Annotated in this window: 22 protein-coding genes; 12 read left to right on the top strand and 10 right to left on the bottom strand. The window is 71.9% G+C overall.

Annotated features, from left to right (window positions below; genetic code table 11):
- The first annotated feature begins 87 nt into the window (after positions 1-87).
- On the top strand, positions 88-435 hold the full coding sequence (locus tag L3Q67_RS28950; protein WP_423576147.1) for a DoxX family protein: 348 nt from the start codon (positions 88-90) through the stop codon (positions 433-435).
- Between the two features lie 69 nt (positions 436-504).
- On the top strand, positions 505-867 hold the full coding sequence (locus L3Q67_RS28945) for a hypothetical protein (protein WP_499184593.1): 363 nt from the start codon (positions 505-507) through the stop codon (positions 865-867).
- On the opposite strand, the gene L3Q67_RS28940 is transcribed toward L3Q67_RS28945, so the two are convergent.
- Together L3Q67_RS28940 and L3Q67_RS28935 are read right to left on the bottom strand one after the other, a co-directional pair.
- Positions 860-2,056: a cytochrome P450 family protein gene (locus L3Q67_RS28940; RefSeq protein WP_499184592.1), complete on the bottom strand. Its 1,197-nt coding sequence runs from the start codon at positions 2,054-2,056 to the stop codon at positions 860-862. The two genes, L3Q67_RS28945 and L3Q67_RS28940, sit on opposite strands and share 8 nt — an antisense overlap.
- Positions 2,057-2,087: 31 nt before the next feature.
- On the bottom strand, positions 2,088-2,783 hold the full coding sequence (locus L3Q67_RS28935) for a TetR/AcrR family transcriptional regulator (protein WP_499184591.1): 696 nt from the start codon (positions 2,781-2,783) through the stop codon (positions 2,088-2,090).
- Positions 2,784-2,923: 140 nt separating this feature from the next.
- On the opposite strand from L3Q67_RS28935, the gene L3Q67_RS28930 reads away from it, so the two are divergent.
- Genes L3Q67_RS28930 through L3Q67_RS28920 form a run of 3 tightly spaced genes read left to right on the top strand, consistent with a single transcriptional unit; the run spans position 2,924 to position 5,902 of the window.
- The gene (locus tag L3Q67_RS28930) at positions 2,924-4,279 is read left to right on the top strand and encodes an FAD-binding oxidoreductase (RefSeq protein ID WP_499184590.1); all 1,356 of its coding nucleotides are present in this window, start codon (positions 2,924-2,926) and stop codon (positions 4,277-4,279) included.
- A 39-nt stretch (positions 4,280-4,318) separates the two neighbouring features.
- Positions 4,319-5,287 carry an LLM class oxidoreductase gene (locus L3Q67_RS28925; protein WP_499184589.1) on the top strand — a complete coding sequence of 323 codons (969 nt, stop codon included), beginning with the start codon at positions 4,319-4,321 and terminating at the stop codon, positions 5,285-5,287.
- A gap of 48 nt (positions 5,288-5,335) precedes the next feature.
- The gene (locus tag L3Q67_RS28920) at positions 5,336-5,902 is read left to right on the top strand and encodes an ester cyclase (protein ID WP_499184588.1); all 567 of its coding nucleotides are present in this window, start codon (positions 5,336-5,338) and stop codon (positions 5,900-5,902) included.
- Positions 5,903-6,317: 415 nt separating this feature from the next.
- Here L3Q67_RS28920 and L3Q67_RS28915 read toward each other — a convergent pair whose 3' ends face one another.
- On the bottom strand, positions 6,318-7,184 hold the full coding sequence (locus L3Q67_RS28915) for a hypothetical protein (protein WP_499184587.1): 867 nt from the start codon (positions 7,182-7,184) through the stop codon (positions 6,318-6,320).
- A gap of 187 nt (positions 7,185-7,371) precedes the next feature.
- Between L3Q67_RS28915 and L3Q67_RS28910 the strand changes: the two genes are divergently transcribed.
- The 5 genes from L3Q67_RS28910 (at position 7,372) to L3Q67_RS28890 (ending at position 11,110) form a co-directional block, all read left to right on the top strand.
- Positions 7,372-8,325: an alpha/beta hydrolase gene (locus tag L3Q67_RS28910; protein ID WP_499184586.1), complete on the top strand. Its 954-nt coding sequence runs from the start codon at positions 7,372-7,374 to the stop codon at positions 8,323-8,325.
- Between the two features lie 7 nt (positions 8,326-8,332).
- Positions 8,333-9,286, top strand: a complete 954-nt coding sequence (locus L3Q67_RS28905) for a CdaR family protein (RefSeq protein WP_499184585.1) — start codon at positions 8,333-8,335, stop codon at positions 9,284-9,286.
- Positions 9,259-9,822: a GNAT family N-acetyltransferase gene (locus tag L3Q67_RS28900; RefSeq protein WP_499184584.1), complete on the top strand. Its 564-nt coding sequence runs from the start codon at positions 9,259-9,261 to the stop codon at positions 9,820-9,822. The genes L3Q67_RS28905 and L3Q67_RS28900 overlap by 28 nt, the downstream gene beginning before the upstream one ends.
- Before the next feature lie 231 nt (positions 9,823-10,053).
- Positions 10,054-10,569 carry a lytic polysaccharide monooxygenase auxiliary activity family 9 protein gene (locus tag L3Q67_RS28895; RefSeq protein ID WP_499184583.1) on the top strand — a complete coding sequence of 172 codons (516 nt, stop codon included), beginning with the start codon at positions 10,054-10,056 and terminating at the stop codon, positions 10,567-10,569.
- A gap of 55 nt (positions 10,570-10,624) precedes the next feature.
- Entirely contained in the window at positions 10,625-11,110 is a 486-nt protein-coding gene (locus L3Q67_RS28890; RefSeq protein WP_499184582.1) for a nucleotidyltransferase domain-containing protein, read from the top strand.
- Here L3Q67_RS28890 and L3Q67_RS28885 read toward each other — a convergent pair.
- On the bottom strand, positions 11,107-12,051 hold the full coding sequence (locus tag L3Q67_RS28885) for a glutathione S-transferase family protein (protein ID WP_499184581.1): 945 nt from the start codon (positions 12,049-12,051) through the stop codon (positions 11,107-11,109). The genes L3Q67_RS28890 and L3Q67_RS28885 overlap by 4 nt on opposite strands.
- A gap of 92 nt (positions 12,052-12,143) precedes the next feature.
- Between L3Q67_RS28885 and L3Q67_RS28880 the strand changes: the two genes are divergently transcribed.
- Positions 12,144-13,601: a benzaldehyde dehydrogenase gene (locus L3Q67_RS28880; RefSeq protein ID WP_499184580.1), complete on the top strand. Its 1,458-nt coding sequence runs from the start codon at positions 12,144-12,146 to the stop codon at positions 13,599-13,601.
- Here the strand turns inward: L3Q67_RS28880 and L3Q67_RS28875 are convergent.
- From L3Q67_RS28875 to L3Q67_RS28850, 6 genes are all read right to left on the bottom strand, one after another.
- The gene (locus tag L3Q67_RS28875) at positions 13,564-14,346 is read right to left on the bottom strand and encodes an IclR family transcriptional regulator (protein WP_499184579.1); all 783 of its coding nucleotides are present in this window, start codon (positions 14,344-14,346) and stop codon (positions 13,564-13,566) included. The two genes, L3Q67_RS28880 and L3Q67_RS28875, sit on opposite strands and share 38 nt — an antisense overlap.
- A 49-nt stretch (positions 14,347-14,395) precedes the next feature.
- Entirely contained in the window at positions 14,396-16,105 is a 1,710-nt protein-coding gene (locus L3Q67_RS28870) for a thiamine pyrophosphate-requiring protein (RefSeq protein WP_499184578.1), read from the bottom strand.
- The gene (locus tag L3Q67_RS28865) at positions 16,102-17,625 is read right to left on the bottom strand and encodes a solute symporter family protein (protein ID WP_499184577.1); all 1,524 of its coding nucleotides are present in this window, start codon (positions 17,623-17,625) and stop codon (positions 16,102-16,104) included. The genes L3Q67_RS28870 and L3Q67_RS28865 overlap by 4 nt, the downstream gene beginning before the upstream one ends.
- Positions 17,622-17,864: a DUF485 domain-containing protein gene (locus L3Q67_RS28860; protein ID WP_499184576.1), complete on the bottom strand. Its 243-nt coding sequence runs from the start codon at positions 17,862-17,864 to the stop codon at positions 17,622-17,624. Before L3Q67_RS28860 ends, L3Q67_RS28865 begins: the two co-directional genes overlap by 4 nt.
- Positions 17,865-17,982: 118 nt before the next feature.
- Positions 17,983-18,360 (bottom strand): hypothetical protein, encoded by a 378-nt coding sequence (locus L3Q67_RS28855; RefSeq protein WP_499184575.1) that lies wholly within the window; start codon positions 18,358-18,360, stop codon positions 17,983-17,985.
- 28 nt (positions 18,361-18,388) lie between these two features.
- Positions 18,389-19,447 (bottom strand): WXG100 family type VII secretion target, encoded by a 1,059-nt coding sequence (locus L3Q67_RS28850; protein WP_499184574.1) that lies wholly within the window; start codon positions 19,445-19,447, stop codon positions 18,389-18,391.
- A 278-nt stretch (positions 19,448-19,725) separates the two neighbouring features.
- Here L3Q67_RS28850 and L3Q67_RS28845 point away from each other — a divergent pair, with 278 nt between their 5' ends.
- Positions 19,726-20,349, top strand: coding sequence for a LysE family translocator (locus L3Q67_RS28845; RefSeq protein WP_499184573.1), 624 nt, complete (start codon positions 19,726-19,728; stop codon positions 20,347-20,349).
- Positions 20,350-20,358 lie beyond the last annotated feature (9 nt).

The raw sequence follows: 20,358 nt of genomic DNA, 5'->3' as shown, positions 1-20,358 counted from the left end.
GCCTTGTGATCCGGATCACTGGTAGCCCTGCCAGTGCGCCCGCGCTACGGTGGGCACGCCCGAGCAACCCCAGGTGTGGAGCGTGCCGTGTCGACCGTCGTCGTTGTGCTGTCCATCCTGCTCGCCGCGGTGTTCCTCGGCTCCGGCCTGGCGAAGCTGGCCAACGTGGACGCGATGAAGAAATCCGCCGAGCAGCTCGGGTACTCGCAGAACCTGAGCCGGCTCATCGGCGCGCTGGAAGTCGCCGCGGCGGCGGGCCTGATCATCGGCCTGTTCTGGACCCCGATCGGCCTGGCCGCGGCGATCGGCCTCACCGTCCTGATGCTCGGGGCGGTGTACTACCACGTCCGCGCGAAGGACGCGCCTTCGCACATCCTGCCCCCGGCCCTGCTCACGCTGACCTCGGCCGCGACAGCGGTGCTGATCGCGCTCTGAGGTTCGCGGGCGGGGGGTGTTCACCCCGCGTTCGCCGCGCGGAAAGGGCGTGCGCGCAGGAAGAGCGGCGTGGAGCTCACGGAACTGGCGCGCCGCCTGCTCGAACCGATCCCGGCCAACCGGACGCTCGGGCTGCTCGACGCCGCCGGGCTCGCCGCGCTGATCGCGGCGGCCCGCGACGAAGCCGAGTTCGACGGCGTGGTGCCGCTCGGGTTCGCCGCGGACCTGCGATTCCTGGCCCCCGCCAAGGGAAAGCTGGTGGCCGGCGGCACCTTGACCGGACCGGCCACCGAGCCGGCGCGAGGATTGTTCGACGGCACCACGGCGAAGGTCCGCCTGAGCACCACGAGCGAGATCACCGACGAGAGCGGCACCGTGGTGTGCACCGGCGAGTTCCGGTGGAGCGTCCGCCGGGAATTCGGAATTACTTGAGCACCAAGGGAAGCCGGCGCACGCCGGTCATCGTCGGCGCCGGGATGAACTCCGGGGCGTGCGCCGGATCCGTGCGCAGCCCGGGGAACCGGTCGAGCAGGATGTTCAGCGCGACCCGGCCTTCCAGCCGGGCCAGTGGCGCGCCGAGGCAGAAGTGGATGCCGCGGCCGAAGGCGATCTGCGTGTTGGGCTCCCGCGTCACGTCGAACACGCCCGGCTCGGTGAAGTGCGCCGGGTCCCGGTTCGCCGCGGCCAGCCACACCAGCACCATCTGATCCGCGCCGATGGTGGTGCCGCCCAGTTCCACCTCGGTGTTGGTGACCCGTGCGGTGGTGGCGAACGGGCTGAGGAAGCGCAGCGACTCCTCGATCGCGCCGGGCACCAGGCCGCGGTCGGCGAGCACCTTCGCCTTCTGCTCCGGGTACTCGTCCAGGCAGAGCACGGTGTTGCCGAGCAGCATGGTGGTGGTGATGTGCCCGGCGATCAGCAGCACGTTGGCGAAGTTGACCACCTCGCGGTCGGTCAGCTTGCTCCCGTCCACCTCGGCCTGGACCAGCTTGCTGAGCAGGTCCTCACGCGGCTGCCGCCGTCGTTCGGCGGCGTGCTCGCCCAGGTAGTCGGACAGGTGGCCGAGCTGTTCCAGCGCGGCCTCCATCTGCTTGTCCTGCTCTTCGCTCTGTTCCACCAGCGAGAACTGGCCGGAGCGCTCGAGCAGCTTGTCCACCCATTCCTTGAACAGGTTGCGGTCCTCGGCGGGCACCCCGAGCAGTTCGGCGATCACGATCACCGGCAGCGGATAGGCCAGCTGGGAGACCAGGTCGATCCGCTCGCCCGCCTCGTCCAGCAGTTCGTGGGTCAGCGCCGCGATCCGCGGTTCCAGGTCGGCGATCACCTTCGGCGTGAACGCGTGGCTGACCAGCTTCCGCAGTTTCTGGTGCTGCGGCGGGTCCATCGAGATGATGCTGCCCTCGGTGAACTCCGAACGCTCCGGCAGCAGGCGCGCGGTGTCCGAGGAGTACGTCGCCGGATCGCTCAGCACCCGCACGACCTCGGAGTAGCCGTAGACGTTCCACATGCCCTTCTGCTCGTCGTAGGTCACCGGCCGCTCGGGCAGCCGGTCCCGCAACCAGAACTGCTCGGGGTTGATCCCCCACCGGTCCGCGAGCTGGGTGCCTGCTGTTCGGGTCATGACGAAATCCCCTTCTCCTGTGGTGGTCCGCTCAACCGGGGTCGCTCGAGTAGATCGACTTCCGGTAGGTGTCGGCGAGCTCGCCGTACAACGCGACGAACTCGGCCGCGGCCGGTTCGACACGGCCGGCTTCGGCGTGGTCTGCTCCGGCGTGGTCTGCTTCCGGGGGCTCGAACGCGGTCCGGATGGTGTGGGCCAGCAGCCGCGACCTGGCCGCCAGGTCGAGCCCGGCGCCGGTCGCCAGGTCCAGCGAGTCGTAGAGGAAGTACCCGCTGAGCGTGGCCTGCAGCGCGAACTGGATGCCGGGCAGGTCGCCGCGCAGCAGCCCGTAGCGCACCATCAGCTCGAACCCGCGTTCGCCGGCGAGCAGTTTGTGGCTGCGCAGCGAGCTTTCGGCGAGTTTGCCGAGCAGTTCGGTGTCCCGCAGGACCACCGCGGCGACCAGCGGCCGCTCGGTGGTCACCTCGAACACCCGCGCGTAGAAGCGGTGCGGGGTGATGAGACCGGGGTCGGCCCGCAGCCCGTCCAGCAGTTCGTCGATCACGATGATCGACTCGCGCATGAACAGCGCTTCGAACAGGTCCTGCTTGGCGCGCCAGTGCAGGTAGACGGTGCCCTTGCCGACACCGGCCTTCTCGGCGATGTCGCCGATGGTCAGCTTCGAGTACCCGTGCCTCAGCAGCAGCGCACCCGCCGCGTCCAGAATGCGATCTGCCCGTCCTCGCACGTCAACCCCTCTGTTTTGACCAGAAACTCAAATCTGGTCATCCGGTCATGAGAGCAATGTAGGCCTGTCGGCTGCCGCGCGGCAAGTGGTTGGCGGGCGCTGCCGCAGAATGGAAAGACCCTCACCCCTCTGGAGGCACCGTGCACCCGCTCGTCCGGCTCCTGCCCGAGTCCGCGGTCGACGACCCGGACGTGCTCGCCGCCTACCGCCACGACCGGGCTTCCTTCTGCCCCAGCGGGGAACCGGCGGTCCTGGTGCGCGCGCGGAGCACCGAGGAGGTGTCGGTGGCGCTGCGCTGGGCTCACGAGCACGAGGTCCCGGTGGTGCCGCAGGGCGCGCGGACCGGGCTGTCCGGCGCGGCGAACGCGCTCGACGGCTGCGTGCTGCTGTGCCTGGAGAAGATGGACGAGATCGTCGAGATCGACGTGCCCGAGCAGCTCGCCGTGGTCCGGCCGGGGGTGCTCAACGGCAGGCTGGCCGCGGCGGTGGCCGGGCGCGGCCTGTACTACCCGCCCGATCCGGGGTCGATGGAGATCTCCACGATCGGCGGGAACGTGGCCACCAACGCCGGGGGCATGTGCTGCGTGAAGTACGGCGTCACCGGGGATTTCGTGCGCGGGCTTCAGGTCGTGCTGGCCGACGGGCGGGTGATGCGCACCGGCCGCCGCACCGCGAAGGGGGTCGCCGGGTACGACCTGACCAGCCTGTTCGTCGGTTCGGAGGGCACGCTGGGCGTGATCACCGAGATCACCCTCGCGCTGCGGCCCGCCGCGCGGCGCCCGCTCACCGCCGTCGCGTTCTTCCCCAGCCCGGCCGACGCCTGCCGTGCGGTGGCCGTCTACCTCGGTGACGGGCACCGGCCCTCGGTGCTGGAGTTCATGGACGCGGAGACCGTGCGGGCCGTGTCCGCCTTGGTGGACCTGGGTTTCCCGCCGGACGTCGGCGGGGTGCTGATCGCCCAGTCCGACGCCGGGGACGCCGCCGCGGACGAACTGGCCGCCTTCGAACGTGCCGCGCTCGACTGCAAGGCCGACGAAGTGGTGGTGGCCGACGACCCGGCCGAGGGCGAGCTGCTGATGCAGGCGCGGCGCCTGGTCGGCCCGGCACACGAAGCGCTCGGCACCAGCCTCGTCGACGACGTGTGCGTGCCGCGCGGCAGGCTCGCCGACCTCGTCGACGGGCTCGACGGGATCGCCGCCGAGCACGGCGTGCGGATCACCTGCGCGGGGCACGCGGGCGACGGGAACATGCACCCCTCGGTCATCTTCGACGACACCGACCCGCGGCAGGTCGCCGCCGCGCAGGCCGCGTTCGCCGCGGTGATGGACCTCGGGCTGCGGCTGGGCGGCACGATCACCGGCGAGCACGGCGTCGGTGTGCTCAAGCGCGACTGGCTCGCGCGCGAACTGGACGACGCGGCACTGTGGACGCACCGGCGGCTCAAGGCGAGCCTCGACCCGCGCGGGATCCTCAATCCAGGACGGGTTTTCGCCTGAGCCACCGGATTGTCGGTGCGCACCGCTAGGGTCCCCGGCATGAATCGTGTGGGCGTGATGATCCCGTGCCGGCTGCCGCCGGCGCGGCTGGTCGGCCTGGTCCGGCAGGCCGAGGAAGCCGGTCTCGACGAGGTGTGGGTGGTCGAGGACTGTTTCTACACCGGCGGGGTGGCCACCGCGGCCACCGCGCTGGCCGCGACCGAGCGCATCACCGTCGGCATCGGCGTGCTGCCGACGGTGGCGCGCAACCCGGCCATCGCGGCGATGGAACTGGCCACCCTTGCCGGGCTGCACCCGGGGCGGCTGATCGCCGGGTTCGGCCACGGGGTGCCCTCGTGGATGCGGCAGATCGGCGCCTATCCCCCGTCGCCGCTGGCCGCGCTGCGTGAAACGCTGACCGTGGTGCGGGGGCTGCTCAACGGCGAGCGGATCTCCTTGCGGGGCAAGCACGTCCAGCTCGACGACGTGCAGCTGGAGTTCCCGCCGGAGGTGGTGCCGCGGGTGCTGAGCGGGGTGCGGGGGCCGCGCTCGCTGGCGGTGTCGGGGGCCGCGGCGGACGGCACCATCCTCGCCGAGCCGTCCAGCCCGGAGTACGTGCGGGCGGCGCTGGCCAGCATCGCCGAGGGCGCGGGCGAGCCGGGTGCGCCGGAGCACCACTCGATCGTCGCCTACAACTGGTTCGCCGTGGACGAAGATCCGGCGCGGGCACGTGCTCGGGTGCGGCCGTCGGTGGTCGGCTGCCTGCGTGAGTCGACCGCGCCGCACATCCGGCCGCTGCCCTTCGCCGGGGACCTGCTGTCGCTGATCGAGCAGAAGGCGGACCTGGCTGCCGAGTTGCCGCCGGAGTGGGTGGACCGGCTCAGCATCTCCGGCAACCTGGAGCGGTGCGTGGAGCAGGTCCGCGCCCTGCACGGGGCGGGCGCGGAGTCCGTGGTGCTGATTCCGGTCGGGGACGAGGAGCAAGCCGTGGCCGCGGCGGGGGAGGTCGCGGCGGCGGCCAGGAGCTGAACCCGGGGGCGGCGCCACCGGGATGCCGGTCCCGGGAATGATCGCGGCATGAGCGAATTCGACATTCCCGGGACCGAGGTGCTCGAAGCGCGGCAGAAGCTGGTCCTCGACCACTTCCACGACGAGGTCGCCCAGGACTGGGACGCCACCCTGTCGACCTTCCCGCACCCGCACTACGAGCTGATCGCGACGATGACCGTGCACGACGGCGACCACGCCGTGCGCGACTACTACCAGGCCACCCGTGCCGCGTTCCCCGACCAGCGGCACGAACTGATCGCGCTGCGCCACAGCGCGGACGCGGTGATCGTGGAGTTCTGGCTGCTGGGCACACACCTCGGCCCGTTCGGCGAACTACCGGCCACCGGCTCGCCGTTCCGCGTGCGCATGACCGCGTACTTCGTCTTCGACGCCGAAGAAAAGCTGGTGTGCGAACGCATCTACTTCGACTCGCTGTCCATGCTGAAGCAGCTCATCGGCGGCGTCGACAAGAAGAAGCCGAAGAACTGGCCGCTCCTGTTCAAACTCGTGCGCGGCCTGCTCACCATGGCAGGCGAACCCGCCGACCCGCGCCTCACCGACACCACCGAACCCACCCTCCGCCCCCTCCCCTAACCCAGACGCCCCACCCCCACGCTCGCGCACCCGACCCCCACGTCCAAACACCCGAACCCCACGTTCAAACAGCCGACCCCCACACTCGCGCAGCCGAACCCCACGTTCAGACACCCGAACCCCACACTCGCGTAGCCGAACCCCACGTTCAACAGCCGAGTCCCACGTTCAGGCAACCGAGTCCCACGTTCATACAGCCGACCCCCACACTCGCCGCATCCGCCCCCGAAGCCACCGGGGACACGAATGTGGCTTTGGGGGCCGAATCCGCCCCGAAAGCCACATTCGTGTCCCCGGCAGGGGCTCGGCCCGAGGAGGCACGCCCAGGCGCGAGACCCGCGCCAAGGTGGAAACATGTGCCGTGAATGTGGCTTTCACGGCGTATTCGGCCGTGAAAGCCACATTCACGGCACCATTACACCGGGCAGGCCGGGCGGTTGCCCGGCTCCGGGTCCGGCCAGTAGCCGAACGACGGCCGCACCGGGCTGAGGAGCCCGGCCGAGCAGCCCCGCGCGCGGATGGTGGCGTCGGAGTAGCTCTTGCCCAGCTCGAGCCCGCCGATGTTTTCCAGTTGTGCCACCGGTTCGTCGAAGTAGACGTGCGCACGTCCCTTGGGCTTCAAGCACTTCGACGGCACGAACGACCAGACACCGTAGCTCTGACCCGCCCGCGGCGCGCTGATCAGCGCCACGGACCCGTCCACCGTGACGTACCGGTAGCTCACCTTCGCCAGGTCGAGCCGCACCCGCTGGCCCGCGTCCACCACATCGGGGCCGTCGCCGACCCTGGTGTAGTTCAGCGACGGCGTGCACTCGGCCGACGCGGTCAGGTTCACCCCGGTGCCGAAGGTGATCCGCCGCCAGCCGGTGCTGCCGTCGACGGTGACCTTGCGGACCGAGTGGAACGGCGCGTTGATCGCCCCGACCCAGTCGCGCCAGCGATCGGCGTCGATGCCGCAGCGCTCCGGCACCCCGTCCAGTCCGCCCGGCTTGCTCGCCTTGGTCAGGTTCGCGCGCAGCACCCAGCCGACCGGGGTGGCCATCGCGTGCGGCGCGTTCACCTGGACGCGCGCCCACTCGCCGCAGTACGCGGTGACCCGCACCGGATCGCGGTCGCGGGCGTTCGCCAGCACGAGCCTGCCCGGGTACTCGCGCACGGTGGCGCGATCCCCGGAGATCGTGTCGGCGACCGCGGTCGTGCTGCCCGCCGCGGGCGTCGTGAACGCCCCCGCCGCGAGCAGTGCGACGAGCGCCGCGACGCCGCGACGGCTCTTCCTGTTCACCCTGTTTCCTCCCTTCACCGACTACCCGGACCGCAGCGAACCACCCCGCGGCGAGCCGGATCGGGGAAACTGCACGGGTGGCACAGAGCCCTGCACGCGCGGACCGCCACCTGGCGGGGGATTCCCGCCGCGTGGCTGGCCGGGCGCGGCCGAAGATGACGGCAGGACCCGAGCCGAGGGAGAGCCGATGACCACGACCACCCCGCCGCCGTTCGACGCCGAACTGGCCGCCGCGCTGGAGGTGCTCCGCGAGGAGATGCCCACCCGGTTCGCCGAAGTGGACATCCCCGCCCGGCGGGCCGAGTACGCCGACCGCCGGCTGACCGACGAAGACCTGCGGCACGGCGGCGACTTCGAGTTCGAGGAGATCACCGTGCCCGGACCGGCGGACGGACCGGCGGTCCGGTTGCTCGTCTGCCGTCCCGTGCGGGGCACGGTCGGCGCTATCTACTACGTGCACGGCGGCGGCATGATCCTCGGCAGCGAGCGCTCCCCCGACCTGGCCTACGCCCTCGACTGGGCCGCCGAACTCGGGCTCGCCGTGATCTCGGTCGGCTACCGGCTCGCTCCGGAGCACCCGCACCCGGCGCCGGTCGAGGACTGCTACGCCGGGCTGGAGTGGACCGCCGGGCAGTTCGGCTCCGGTCCGATCGTGCTCGCCGGGGTCAGCGCGGGCGGTGGCCTCGCCGCGGCGACCGCGCTGCTCGCGCGTGATCGCGGCGGCCCGGAACTCACCGCGCAGATGCTGTTGTGCCCGATGCTCGACGATCGCAACGACAGCCCGTCGGCACGGCAGATGACCGGGCTCGGCATCTGGGACAGCGCCGCGAACGAAGTCGGCTGGACCGCCCTGCTCGGTGACCGGCGAGGCACTCCGGATGTGTCCCCGTACGCGGCGCCCGCGCGTGCCGAGGACCTGTCCGGCCTGCCTCCGGCGTTCATCGACGTCGGCTCGGCGGAGACCTTCCGCGACGAGGCCGTCGAGTACGCGAGCCGGTTGTGGCAGGCGGGCGGGCAGGCCGAGCTGCACGTCTGGCCCGGTGGGTTCCACGGGTTCGACGGCCTGGCGCCGCAGGCCGCGGTCTCCGCGGCGGCGCGGACCCCGCGACTGCCGTGGCTCCGGCGCGTGCTCGGCGCATGATGGGGGGATGAAGGATCTCGTCGGCCGGTTGTCCGCCCTCGACCCGGACGCCGGCGCGGCGGTCAAGGTGATCGCCTACTTCGACCGGCTGGTCGAGTCGCGTGCCGGGCCGGAGGCGATCGTCCGGGGCGCCGCGGTGCTCGCCGGGTGCGTGGCGCGGCTGAGCGTGCCGGAGCGCCGCCTGCGGATCCGCGTCGACCCGGACGGGCAGCGCCTCGGCGACGGCACCCCGCCGGCGCAGGACTGGCCGCACGCGGAGTTGCGGCCCGGCGGCGGTTTCTGGCTGGAGCGGCCCGGTCCCGCCGGTCCGGTCGGCGCGATGGTGGTCGAACGGGCCGTCTCGGCCGTGCACGGCGTGCTCGACCGGACCGCCGTGCGGGAGCCGCGCGAGGTCGTGCTGGACGCGGCCGCCCCGGCGGAGTCGCGGCTGCGCGCGGCCCGGCGGCTCGGCCTCGGTGAGACGGCCAGGGTCGTCGCGCTCGACGCCGGCCGGTTCCGGGTCGAGTCCGCCGGTACCGCGATCCGCGGTGAGCAGCGGCAGGGCATCGGGCCGGTGGTGCCCATGCTGGAGCTGCCCTCGTCGTGGGCGGCGGCCCGGACCGCGCTCCGCTTCGCCGCCACCGAGCCCGACCCCGGCCCGCGCGTGGTGCATGCCGACGAGCTGGGCGGACTCGCCGTGCTGGCCACCGCGGTCGGGCCGGACACCGAACCGGCGCCGGACGTGCTGGCGCTGGACCGCGCCCGGTCGAGCGCGCCGTGGGTGCTGCCGACGCTGGTCGCCGTGGCGGCCAGCCCGAGCCTGCGCACCGCGGCGAGCACGCTGGTGGTGCACCATTCCACCTTGCAGGAACGGCTCACCCAGGGTGAGCACCTGCTCGGCTGGCCGGTCCGGGAACCGCCGGGACGGCTGCGCCTGCACCTGGCGATCGCGCTGTGGCGCCTGCACCGGAATCCGGAGTGACCGTGACCGACCTGTCCACCGCCCACACCGCCGACCTCGGCTCGGCCACGCTCACCGCCGTGCGCGGACTGCTCGACGAGGTCTTCGAGGGCGACTTCTCCGACGACGACTGGGATCACTCGCTCGGCGGTATGCACGTCCTGGTGCACGAGGGCGGCGACCTGATCGGCCACGGCTCGATCGTGCGACGGCAGCTCGCGCACGACGGCCGCGCCCTGCGTGCCGGTTACGTCGAGGCCGTCGCCGTCCGTGCCGACCGCAGGCGGCGCGGTCACGCGGGCCGGATCATGGCGGAACTGGAGCGCATCGCCCGGAACGCCTACGACCTGGGCGCGCTGAGCGCCAGCGAGGACGGCATCGCCTTCTACACCGCACGCGGCTGGTTGCGCTGGCAGGGCCCGACGTCGGTGTTCACCCCGGAAGGCTTGCGGCGGACCGAAGAAGAGGACGACTCGGTCTTCGTGCTGCCCGGAACCGCGCCGCTGGACCGCACCGGGGCACTGAGTTGCGAGTGGCGCAACGGGGACGTCTGGTAGTCGCGTCCACAGTGGACCGCCGACGGAACGACACGGGCCGCATCCGGCCCTGGTAGCGGCAAGCCGCCGTCGGCACAACCTACTTGCGTCGGCAAGTCACCAACCCGGACAAGGTCCCGCCATCTCTTGACCATGCCCACCACCGGGCGTATGGTCTAGACCACATCAAGCGGGAACCCCGCAGACGGACGCAATTCTCCCTTCCCCCATGGCTTCACTGAAGGAGCTGACATGACCGCCAAGAGGAAACTGCTCGCCGCCGCACTGGGTGCAGCTGTCGCCCCGGTCGCGCTGGTGGCCATTCCGGCCGGTACGGCCAGCGCCCACGGCTACGTCAACGCCCCCGCCAGCCGCCAGGCGCAGTGCGCGCAGGGCGTGGTCGAGTGCGGTGCGATCTCCTACGAACCGCAGAGCGTGGAAGGCCCCAAGGGGCTGCGCGAGTGCAACGGCGGTGTGCCGCAGTTCGCCGAACTGAACGACAACAGCAAGCCGTGGCAGGCGGCTCCGGTCGGCCGGACGGTGAACTTCACCTGGACCTTCACCGCGCGCCACAAGACCTCGAACTACGAGTACTACGTGGGCGGGCAGAAGGTCGCCGACATCGACGGCGGCGGCCAGCAGCCGCCCGCCACGGTCACCCACCAGGTGAACCTGCCCTCCAGCGGCCGCCAGACCGTGCTGGCCATCTGGAACGTCGCGGACACCACGAACGCCTTCTACGCCTGCATCGACCTGCAGGTCAGCTGATCCACCCGCGGAGGGCGGCCGGAGAACGGCCGCCCTCCGGTTAGACTCTTCGATCGTGGAAGCCGCGCTGGTACTGGAACTGCTGCGCCGGTTCGACGCGGCGGGCGCACGGGTGTGGATCGGCGGCGGCTGGGGCATCGACGCCCTGGTCGGCAGGCAGACGCGACCACACTCCGATCTGGACCTGATCCACGACGAAACCGGCGAACCCGCCGCGCTGGCGGTGCTGGCCGACGCGGGTTTCGCCGAAACGCTGGACCGGCGGCCGGTGCGGTTCGTCTGGGGCGGTCCCGCCGAAGTGGACCTGCACCCGGTCAAGTTCGCCGCGGACGGCTCGGCCACCCAAGCGGCCGACGACCACGGCGCGACCTTCCGATACCCCGCCGACTGCTTCGTCACCGGCCGGATCGACGGCGTCGAGGTGCCGTGTCTTTCCGTGGCCCAGCAGCTGCATTTCCACCAGGGTTACGTCCCGCGCGATCGCGACCGGCACGACATGGCTCTCCTGCGTGCCGAATTCGGGGTGGACCCGGCGTTCTAGGCCGGCGGCGTCCCGTCCCCGAACGGGCGCCCGCCCAGTTCTTCGCGCCCGTGCGGCGTCACCCACCCCGACAGGTCCGGTCCGGCCGGGACGATCCCACTGGGATTGATGTTGTCGTGCACCACGTAGTAGTGGCGCTTGATGTGGTCGAAGTCGACGGTGTCGCCGAATCCGGGGGTCTGGAACAGATCGCGGGTGTAGGCCCACAGCACCGGCATCTCGGTGAGCTTGAGCAGGTTGCACTTGAAGTGGCCGTGGTAGACCGCGTCGAAGCGGACCAGGGTGACGAACAGCCGGATGTCGGCCTCGGTGATCGTGTCGCCGACCAGGTAGCGGCTGGCTTCCAGCCGCTGGGACAGCTCGTCGAGCCGGTCGAACAGCCGGTTGAAGCGGCGGTCGTAGGCGGCCTGGTCGCGGGTGAAGCCGATGGCGTAGACACCGTTGTTGATGTCGCGGAAGACCACCTCGTTGACCGCGTCGATCTCGGCACGCAGGTGCTCGGGGTACAGCTCGGGCGCGCCTTCGCGGTGGTGGGCGGTCCATTCCGTGGAGAAGTCGAGGGTGAGCTGCGGGTAGTCGTTCGACACGAGCTTGCCGCTGGGCACGTCGACCAGCGCGGGCACGCTCACGCCACCGTCGTAGCCGGGCTCGGCGGCCTGGTAGGCCTCGGCGAGGAAGCGGATGCCCAGCACCGGGTCGCGGTCGCCGGGGTCGAGGGTGAAGCGCCAGCTGCGTTCGTCCTGGATGGGGTCCACCACGGCCATCGAGATCGCATCCTCGAGCCCGAGCAGCCGCCGCACGATGATCGCGCGGCTCGCCCACGGGCACGCGCGGCTGACCACCAGCCGGTAGCGTCCCGCCTCCACCGGCCACGGCGACGACCCGTCGGCCAGCGGCCTCCCCCGGAAGTGGTTCGGGGCCCGCTTGAACTCCTCAGCCATGCCCTCACCCTAGCCCGGGAGAAGGCCACCCGCGTTCCGGTGGCCGGAAGGGACGGTTCCCCACCGGCGCCTGACAGGCGGATCATGTCGCCGTGGCACTACTCGACGAAGCACAGTGGCAGGGCAAGGTCTTCACCGGCGGCTGGGAGTCCACCGGCGCCGACGGCCCGGTGACCGAACCGGCGACGGGCGCCGAACTCGGCAGGCACGGGCTGGCGGATCCGGCGGCGATCGCCCGGTCCGCCGAGCGCGCCGCGCAGGCGCAGCGCGACTGGGCGGCCCGGCCGTTCCAGGAGCGGGCGGCGGTGCTGCGGCGCGCCGGGCGGTTGTGGGAGGAACACGCCGACGAACTGCGCGGCTGGCTCGTCCGTGAGGCGGGCAGCGTCCCCGGCAAGGCCGACTTCGAACTCCACGTCGCGGCGCAGGAGTGCTACGAAGCGGCGACGCTCCCCTCGCGTCCCCTCGGCGAGCTGCTGCCCAGCGAGGCGCCGCGCACGAGCATGGTGCGCCGCGTGCCCGCGGGCGTCGTCGGCGTGATCGCGCCGTTCAACGCGCCGCTGATCCTGTCCATCCGCTCGGTCGCGCCCGCGCTGGCGCTGGGCAACGCGGTCGTGCTCAAACCCGACCCGCGGACCGCGGTGTGCGGCGGGTTCGCGCTCGCGGCGGTCTTCGCCGAGGCCGGGCTGCCCGAGGGCGTGCTGCACGTGCTGCCCGGTGACGCCGCGGCCGGGGCCGCCCTCGTCGAGGACCCGCACGTGCGGGTCATCTCGTTCACCGGCTCGACCGCCGCCGGTCGCGCGGTCGGCGAACTCGCCGGCCGCCACCTCAAGCGCGCCCACCTCGAACTCGGCGGCAACTCCGCGTTGCTCGTGCTCGCCGACGCCGACCTCGACCACTGCATCAGCGCCGCCGCCTGGGGTTCCTTCTTCCACCAGGGGCAGATCTGCATGACCACCGGCCGTCACCTGGTGCACGAATCGCTCTACGACGAGTACGTGGCACGCCTGGCCGAGAAGGCGGACCGCCTGCCGGTCGGGAACCCGGCCACCGAGCCGGTCGCGCTGGGCCCGATCATCGACGGCGGGCAGCGCGACAAGATCCACCGGCTGGTGGAGTCCAGTGTGGACAGCGGGGCGCGGCTGGCCGCGGGCGGCACCTACGAGGACCTGTTCTACCGGCCGACGGTGCTCGCCGACGCCGGGCCGGAGGTGCCCGCCTACGCGCAGGAGGTCTTCGGGCCGGTCGCCCCGGTCGCCCGCTTCGGCAGCGACGACGAAGCCGTGGCGCTCGCCTCCGCCAGCGAGTACGGCCTTTCGCTCGGCATCGTCACCCCGGACGTCTCAAGAGGACTGTCGCTGGCCGACCGCATCCCGACCGGGATCGCGCACATCAACGACCAGACGGTCAACGACGAGGCCCACGCCCCGTTCGGCGGCGTGCTCGCCTCCGGCACCGGCTCGCGCTTCGGCGGCGCGGCGGCGAACATCGAGGCGTTCACCGAAACCCGCTGGGTCACCCTTCGCGGGGACGTGGCGGGGTATCCCTTCTGAGGGCTGCCGACAGCGCCCCGGCGGCCGCCCGGACCGCGGTCCCGCAGCGGTCCAGGTCGAGCCGCCGGGTGTGCCCGGTGATGGACAGCGCGGCGACCACCTCGCCGTGCGCGCCGAGCACCGGGGCGGCCACCGCGGTGACGCCCGGCTCGGCCTCCTCCAGGTTGATCCCGAGCCCGCGTTCCCTGGTGCGCTCCAGATCGCGGTGCAGCAGGCCGGGCAGCACGATGGTGCGCGGGGTCAGCCGCGCCAGCCCGGCGTCGACCGCGCGGCGCAGCCGGTCGTGCCCGCCCCAGGCGAGGAACACCTTGCCGGTGGCGGTGCAGTGCGCGGGCATCCGGCCGCCCACCCTGGACCGGATCACCATCGACTCGCCGCCGCTGAGCTTCTCCACGAACAGCGTGCACAGGTCGTCCGGCACGGCGAGGTGCACGTTCTCCCGGCTGGCGCGCTGCAGTCCTTCGAGGTAGGGCATCGCGGCTTCACGCAGCATCCGGTAGCGCGGCACCATCTGGCCGAGGCGGAACAGCTTCGCCGCGAGCCGGTAGCCGCCGTGCCCGGTGCGTTCGAGCGCGCCCCAGTCGACCAGCTCGCCGAGCAGGCGGTGGGCGGTCGGTTTGGGCAGCCCGCTGCGGGCAGCGAGCTCACCGAGGCTCAGCTCGGGTTCACCCGGGGTGAACGCGTCGAGCAGGGACAGCCCTCGCGCCAGCACCGACTTCGGTGCCGGTGCGGATTCGCCGCTCATCGGGGTGATGTTGCTCGGTGCGTCCCCGCTGGGCAAGCGAGCGTTCCACTCACCGGGACGCCTGGGCGGGCGGCAGGTGCACGCTGAGCACCGCCGACCGGCCGCCGCCGACCGCGGCCAGCGCCTCGGCCAGTGCCTCCTTCAGCTCGCCGGGGTGCCGCACGGTCTGGCCCCAGGCGCCACCGGCGGCCGTGGCGATACCGGGCAGGTCGGCCTCCGGTTCGAAGCTGACGTTGAAGTCGTCGCGCTCGGCCGCGGTGCCGTCCGGGTGCACGCCCAGGGTGGACAGCTTCGGCGACTTCCAGCCGCGGTTGTCCAGCACGACGGTCAGCGTCGGCGTGCCGTACCGCCGGGCCACCCAGTGCGCCGACGACGGCACACCGAACAGATAGCTGCCGTCCCCGACGACCGAAACGACCGTGCGGCCCGGGTCGGCCAGCTTCGCGCCGATCGCCGCGCCCGCGTGCCAGCCGAGCGAACCACCGCCCGAGCCGATCAGCGACCCGGGCCGGTTGCGCCGCAGGTGCCTGCCGACGGCCTGGTAGCTGGAGATCGCCTCGGTCAGCACGAGGGTGTCGTCGTCGATCGCGTCGCGCAGGCAGGCGAGCAGGTATTCGGGGGTGATCGTGTCGCCGTCCGGGTGTTCCAGCGCCGCGTGCTCCCCGGTGCGGCGCCGGTGCTCGGCGGTGACGCGGGCCAGGCGCCCGGCGTCCGGCTGCTCGCCGATCCGCTCGACGAGCTGGTGGAGCGCGGTCCGCGGATCGGCGCGCGCGAAGCATTCCGCCGGGACGTGCCACAGCGGCATCTGTTCCTTGAGCGGGTCGACGTCGACCACGAAGATGCGCGCGCCGTCCCGCGGCCGGTTGCTCAGCGGGATCCACGGCACGTCGCTGCCGAGCACCAGCACCACGTCCGCGGTGGCGAGCACCGGATCGGGTTCGGTGGTGTTCCACTGGAACCCGAGGTGCAGCGGGTGGTCGGCGGGGAAGTTCACCCGCATCGGCACCGATTCGAGCACCGGCATCGCCAGCCGCTCGCACAGCTGGACCAGCACCGGCACGGCCTCCGGGTCGCGGCCGAGGTAGGAGGTGACCACGAGCGGGTTTTCCGCCTCCCGCAGGGCTTCGGCGAGCCGGTCGGCGACCTGCGGCGCCAGCGCGGCCGGGGCGATCGGGATGGGGCGGACGGGGTCCTGGCACGGCACCTCGGACTCCATCACCTCCCGCGCGCCGACCAGGTACACCGGCCCGGCGGGTTCGCTGTGCGCGATCTGCAGCGCGCGGCCGACGATCGTCTTGACGTTGTGCCCGGTGCGGATCTCGTTGTCGTACTTGGTGTACCCGCGGACGATCCCGCGCTGGTCGTGCACGTCCTGGATCCACTGGATGAACTCGTTGCGGCTGCCGGTCAGCTCGCCGTCCTGGGTGAACGGCGAGGCGCCGGCGAAGACCAGCACCGGCACCCGGCCCTTGGCGGCGTTGTGCAGCATGCCGCCGATGTTCTGGGTGCCGCAGTCCACGTGCACCAGCACCGCCTGCGCCCGGCCGGTGACCTGCGCGTAGCCCTGCGCGGCGGAGAACGCGACGCTTTCGTGCGGGCAGATGATCAGCTCGGGCAGCGCCTCCGCCCGGTCCTCGGCCCTGGCCCGCGCGTAGGCCTCCACGATGCCGGGGTGGTCGCTGCCCAGGTTGGCGAAGACGTATTCGACGCCGCCTTCACGCAGGGCTTCGAGGAAAGCCTGGCTGGTGGTGCAGTTCATGTGGTCACCTCCGCCCGCCCGCGGCCGGGGAACGCCCGCGCGGCGAGTTCGTCGTACGGCGTGCCCCTGGCCGCCGCGTTGTTCCGCCCGGCCAGACTGCCCAGCCAGGCGGCGAGGAACCCGGCGGGCACCGAGACCAGCGCCGGGACGGACAGCGGGAACAGGTGCGCCTCCCCCATCACGTCCGGGCCCACCAGCACCAGCCCGACCGACACGACGAGCCCGCCGAGCAGGCCGCAGGTGGCGCCGACGCGGTTGAACCCGCGCCAGTAGATGGTCAGCAGCAGCACCGGCATGGTGGTGCTCGCCGCGATCGCGAACGCCACGGTGCCGAGGAAGGCCACGTTCAGCGTGCGCGCGCCCAGCGCCAGCACGATCGCCACCGCCGAGACCGCCACCCCGGCGAGCCTGCCGACCAGAAACTGCTGTCGCTGCGTGACGTTCCCGCGTTTGAGCACCGTGCTGTAGAGGTCGTGGGCGACCGCGCCGGAGGAGGCGATGGCCAGTCCGGCGAGCACCGCGAGGATGGTCGCCATCACCACGCCCACCACGATCGCGAACATGAGATTGCCGCCGACCATTTCCGCCAGCCGCGGCGCGGCCAGGTTGCCCGCCTTGTTGTCGGCGATGATCCGGTCCCGGCCGACCTCGTTCAGCGCGGCATAACCGAATACCGGCAACGCCAGGAAGAACAACGCGAAAATCCACATCGCCACCTGCGCGGAATCGCGCGCGGCTTTCGCGTCGCGCACGGTCAGGAATCGCACCATCACGTGCGGCAGGCCCATGATGCCCAATGCCATGCCCAGGCTCAGGGAAACGTTGTTGAACGCGGTCGCCGTGCTGTCGTGCTGAGGCAGGATGATGTCGTCCCCGTGCGTTTCCCGCGCCTCGAACAACGCGCCGAGCGGGTTGCCGCCGACGCGGACCGCGATCAGCACCAGCAGGCCCAGCACCGTCACGATCAGCAGGATCGCCTTGAACACCTGGATGTAGGTGGTGCCGACCATGCCGCCGAGCATGGTGTACAGCGTCATCAGCAGCCCGATCACCACCACCGCCAGCGGGAACTCCACGCCGAGCAGCAGTTGCGCCAGCACCCCGGCGCCGACGAACTGGATGACCATGTAGACGATGCTCAGGATCAGCGACGCCACCGCGAGCACCGCGCGCAGCAGCCGCCCGTCGAACCGCGCGGCGACGGCGTCGGCCAGGGTGAACCGGCCGAGGTTGCGCAGCGGTTCGGCGATCACCAGCAGCACCAGCAGGTACGCGATCGGGATGCCGAGCGCGAGGTAGAAGCCGTTGAACCCGGTCAGCGCGACCGCGCCGGTGATGCCGAGGAAGGAGGCCGCCGAGAGCTGGTCACCGGCCAGCGCGAGGCCGTTCTGCCAGCCGCTGACCCGGCCACCGGCGATGTAGTGGTCGTCGGTGTTCTTGTTGCGGCGGGCCGCGTAACTGGTCAAGCCGAGGGTGACCGCGACGATCCCGGTCACCACGAGCACCGCGAGCACGTTCACGAGCGGTCCCCGTTCCGGCTTTCCCAGCGATCAGCCCAGCGGCCGTAGGCGAAAGCGGCACCGAGCGGGAAGACGATGGCGAAGGCACCGGCGACGTACCCGGCACCCAGCGGCCCGACCCAGCCGTCGAAAAGCGGGGTGAACGCGGTCAGCACCGGCACCGCGAGGAATACCGCGAGCGCGCTGAGCCCGCCGCCGAGTGCGATTCTTTTCCGCACGGTCAATTCGGTAGTGCGCACGGGGCCACCCTTCTTCCGAAGACCGGCCGATCTTCACGCCCGGGCACGGGCGCGGCAACCACGGCGTTCCGTTCCCCGGAATCACCGGGATCCGCGTGAGTTTCCGGGATGGCGGGTTTCAGGTGGTGTAGAACCAGAGGTGCGCCACCGGCCGCGCCGGTTCGCTGCGGTCGACGAGCACCTCCCTGGTGACCCGTGCCGGGCGCGAGCGGCCCGCGGGCAGCGCGTCCTGCGCCGAAGCGATGTCGGTGCCGCGGTCGGGGTCGAAGCCGGGCACCGGCGGCAGGAACACCTGCCGTCCCGGCGCCAGTTCGCCACCGAAGCCGGAAGCGCGCAGCAGACCGTCCACTGTGTCCGGTCCGACGGCGACCGCGAGCGCGTAGAGCTGGTCGATACCACGCTGGTCGAGCACGCCGAGCACCTCGGCGCCCGGTGGCAGCACGATGCCGCCGAAGTCCAAAGCGGACTCCAGTGCTTCCGCGGCCGGGGTGCTCATCCGGTCCTCCTCCTGGCTGAAGGGCATGCTAGCGCCGGATGTCCAGGCGGGTGCCGTCGCGGTTGTCCGGGCTCTGCGGCAGGCTCACCTGCGTGCCGGCCCCGGGTACCGCGCCGGAGTAGTGCCGCGGGTCGGTGGAGCCGGAGATGTCGTACTCCTGCGCCAGTCCCGAGCGGTGCAGTTCGGCCAGCGAGGCGTCGGTGACCGTCAGCGGGCCGATCTGGGTGGCCTTGCCGCCGTCCCAGTTGTAGCGGTCGAACACGTGCGCGCGGTAGTCCATCTCGATGGTCGGGTCGCCGCCGGGGAGCGCGGGCGGGTGCACGGTGGCCACGCCGGTGACCGAGTACTGGACGCCGCCCATCGCGTAGTACCAGTTCTTGCTCTCGGCCGGGCCGAGGTAGTGGCCGTGCCAGCCGGAGTCGAAGGTGACCGGGGTGCCGTAGGTCCCGGTGCGCGCGGCTTCGGCGGCGAGCTGGCGCATCTGCTCGGCGACCGTCCGGTCCACCACCCCGCGGAAGGAGGGCACGTCGCGGCCGATCTGGTCGGCGTCCACGGTGATCGGCGCGCCGCTGTTGTCCAGGAAGTGCTTGAGGTGACTGCTGGCGTTGGTCCAGCCGATGCCGTCGGCCACGTCGGCGCCCGCGTCGGCCGCCTGCCAGGTCGCCTGGTCGGCCAGCGAGGGCTGCTGTGAGGCGTGCGGCCCGGCGCCCGGATCGGAGGCGGGCTGTGGGGGCGGGCCGGGCAGCTGACCGCCGCCGCCGCCGCCCTGGGTGCCGCCGGTGTCCGGTCCGCCGCCGAAGCCGCGCGCGGTGGCCTGGTCAGCGGCGGTGTAGCCGTCGGCCGAGAGCCGGACGTACTCGCTGATCTGGCCGATCAGCTCCACGAACCGGCTGAGCGCGCCGGTGAGCTGCTGCTGGAGGGAGGCGTTGGCGCTGCCGACGGAACTGCCGATCGCGGCGAACGAGGCGATGTCGATGGCCAGCGACCCGATGTCGCGGGCCGAGGAAGCCGCCGTGGCGTTGAGGTCCTCCATCGACCGGACCACCGATCTCGCGGCGTCCGGCTCCACCCGGAACGCACCTGTCATCACGCCTCCTCGTTCCCCGGAACTCCCCACGGCCGAGCCTGCCCGGCGCCCCGCCTTCGCCAGACGGCCGAATTACCCACTGACAAGCGGGCATTCCGGCCATACCCCCCACGCTGAATGCTATGAGTGGGGCATTACTAGCGTTGAATGCAAGTAATGCCCCACTCATAGCATTGGCGAAGGGACTCGACGCTCAAGATCGCCGGGATCCCTTGAAGGCGGGCGCCGCCGCGGCCAGGATGACGTGGGGAACACCCCCGCAAGCCTGAGGAGGCCCCGTGTCCGAGACGGCGTTGCTCACCTGGACCCTCGTCGCGTTCCTCGGGGTGGCCACGCCCGGCATCGACACGCTCCTCGTGCTGCGCCACACGCTGCTCGGCGGGCGGCGCGCCGGGTTGCGGGCGGTCACCGGCATCGCGCTCGGCTGCCTGGTCTGGGCCACGGCGAGCCTCGCCGGGCTCACCGCGCTGCTCGCCGCCTCCGAGGTCGCCTACCAGGTGGTGCGCATCGCGGGCGCGGCCTACCTCATCTGGCTCGGCGCCTCGGCCCTCTGGAAGTCGCTCCCCCGCCACCGCGGGCCGGTCGTGCCGCTGGAGGACGGGTCCGCCACCAGTGCGCTGCGCGCGGGTCTGCTCACCAACCTGCTCAACCCCAAGGTCGGCGTCTTCTACGTCAGCCTGCTCCCCCAGTTCCTGCCCGTGGGCCCCGGTTCGACCGCCTGGGGCGCGCTCCTGGTGACCATCCACCTGGCCGTCACCTTCGCCTGGTACCCGCTGCTCGTCTGGACCGCCGCCCGGGCCCGCCGCCTCCTGCTCCGCGACCGCGTGCGCCGCGTGCTCGACCGGCTGACCGCCACCGTGCTGATCGGGCTGGGCGTCAAGCTCGCCACCGAATCCCGCTGAACCACTCCA

Origin of the sequence: Saccharothrix sp. AJ9571 (assembly GCF_021725495.1) — a bacterium.
Lineage (GTDB): Bacteria > Actinomycetota > Actinomycetes > Mycobacteriales > Pseudonocardiaceae > Amycolatopsis > Amycolatopsis magusensis.
This window is presented reverse-complemented; position numbering and strand designations above follow the sequence as displayed.

Excerpts from the sequence above, each read along its gene's own strand:
- L3Q67_RS28940 (WP_499184592.1), bottom strand. The coding sequence starts at position 2,056 with ATGACCCGAACAGCAGGCACCCAGCTCGCGGACCGGTGGGGGATCAAC.
- L3Q67_RS28850 (WP_499184574.1), bottom strand. The coding sequence starts at position 19,447 with ATGACAGGTGCGTTCCGGGTGGAGCCGGACGCCGCGAGATCGGTGGTC.
- L3Q67_RS28925 (WP_499184589.1), top strand. The coding sequence starts at position 4,319 with ATGAATCGTGTGGGCGTGATGATCCCGTGCCGGCTGCCGCCGGCGCGG.
- L3Q67_RS28895 (WP_499184583.1), top strand. The coding sequence starts at position 10,054 with ATGACCGCCAAGAGGAAACTGCTCGCCGCCGCACTGGGTGCAGCTGTC.
- L3Q67_RS28870 (WP_499184578.1), bottom strand. The coding sequence starts at position 16,105 with ATGAACTGCACCACCAGCCAGGCTTTCCTCGAAGCCCTGCGTGAAGGC.
- L3Q67_RS28910 (WP_499184586.1), top strand. The coding sequence starts at position 7,372 with ATGACCACGACCACCCCGCCGCCGTTCGACGCCGAACTGGCCGCCGCG.
- L3Q67_RS28875 (WP_499184579.1), bottom strand. The coding sequence starts at position 14,346 with ATGAGCGGCGAATCCGCACCGGCACCGAAGTCGGTGCTGGCGCGAGGG.
- L3Q67_RS28905 (WP_499184585.1), top strand. The coding sequence starts at position 8,333 with ATGAAGGATCTCGTCGGCCGGTTGTCCGCCCTCGACCCGGACGCCGGC.
- L3Q67_RS28920 (WP_499184588.1), top strand. The coding sequence starts at position 5,336 with ATGAGCGAATTCGACATTCCCGGGACCGAGGTGCTCGAAGCGCGGCAG.
- L3Q67_RS28885 (WP_499184581.1), bottom strand. The coding sequence starts at position 12,051 with ATGGCTGAGGAGTTCAAGCGGGCCCCGAACCACTTCCGGGGGAGGCCG.
- L3Q67_RS28855 (WP_499184575.1), bottom strand. The coding sequence starts at position 18,360 with ATGAGCACCCCGGCCGCGGAAGCACTGGAGTCCGCTTTGGACTTCGGC.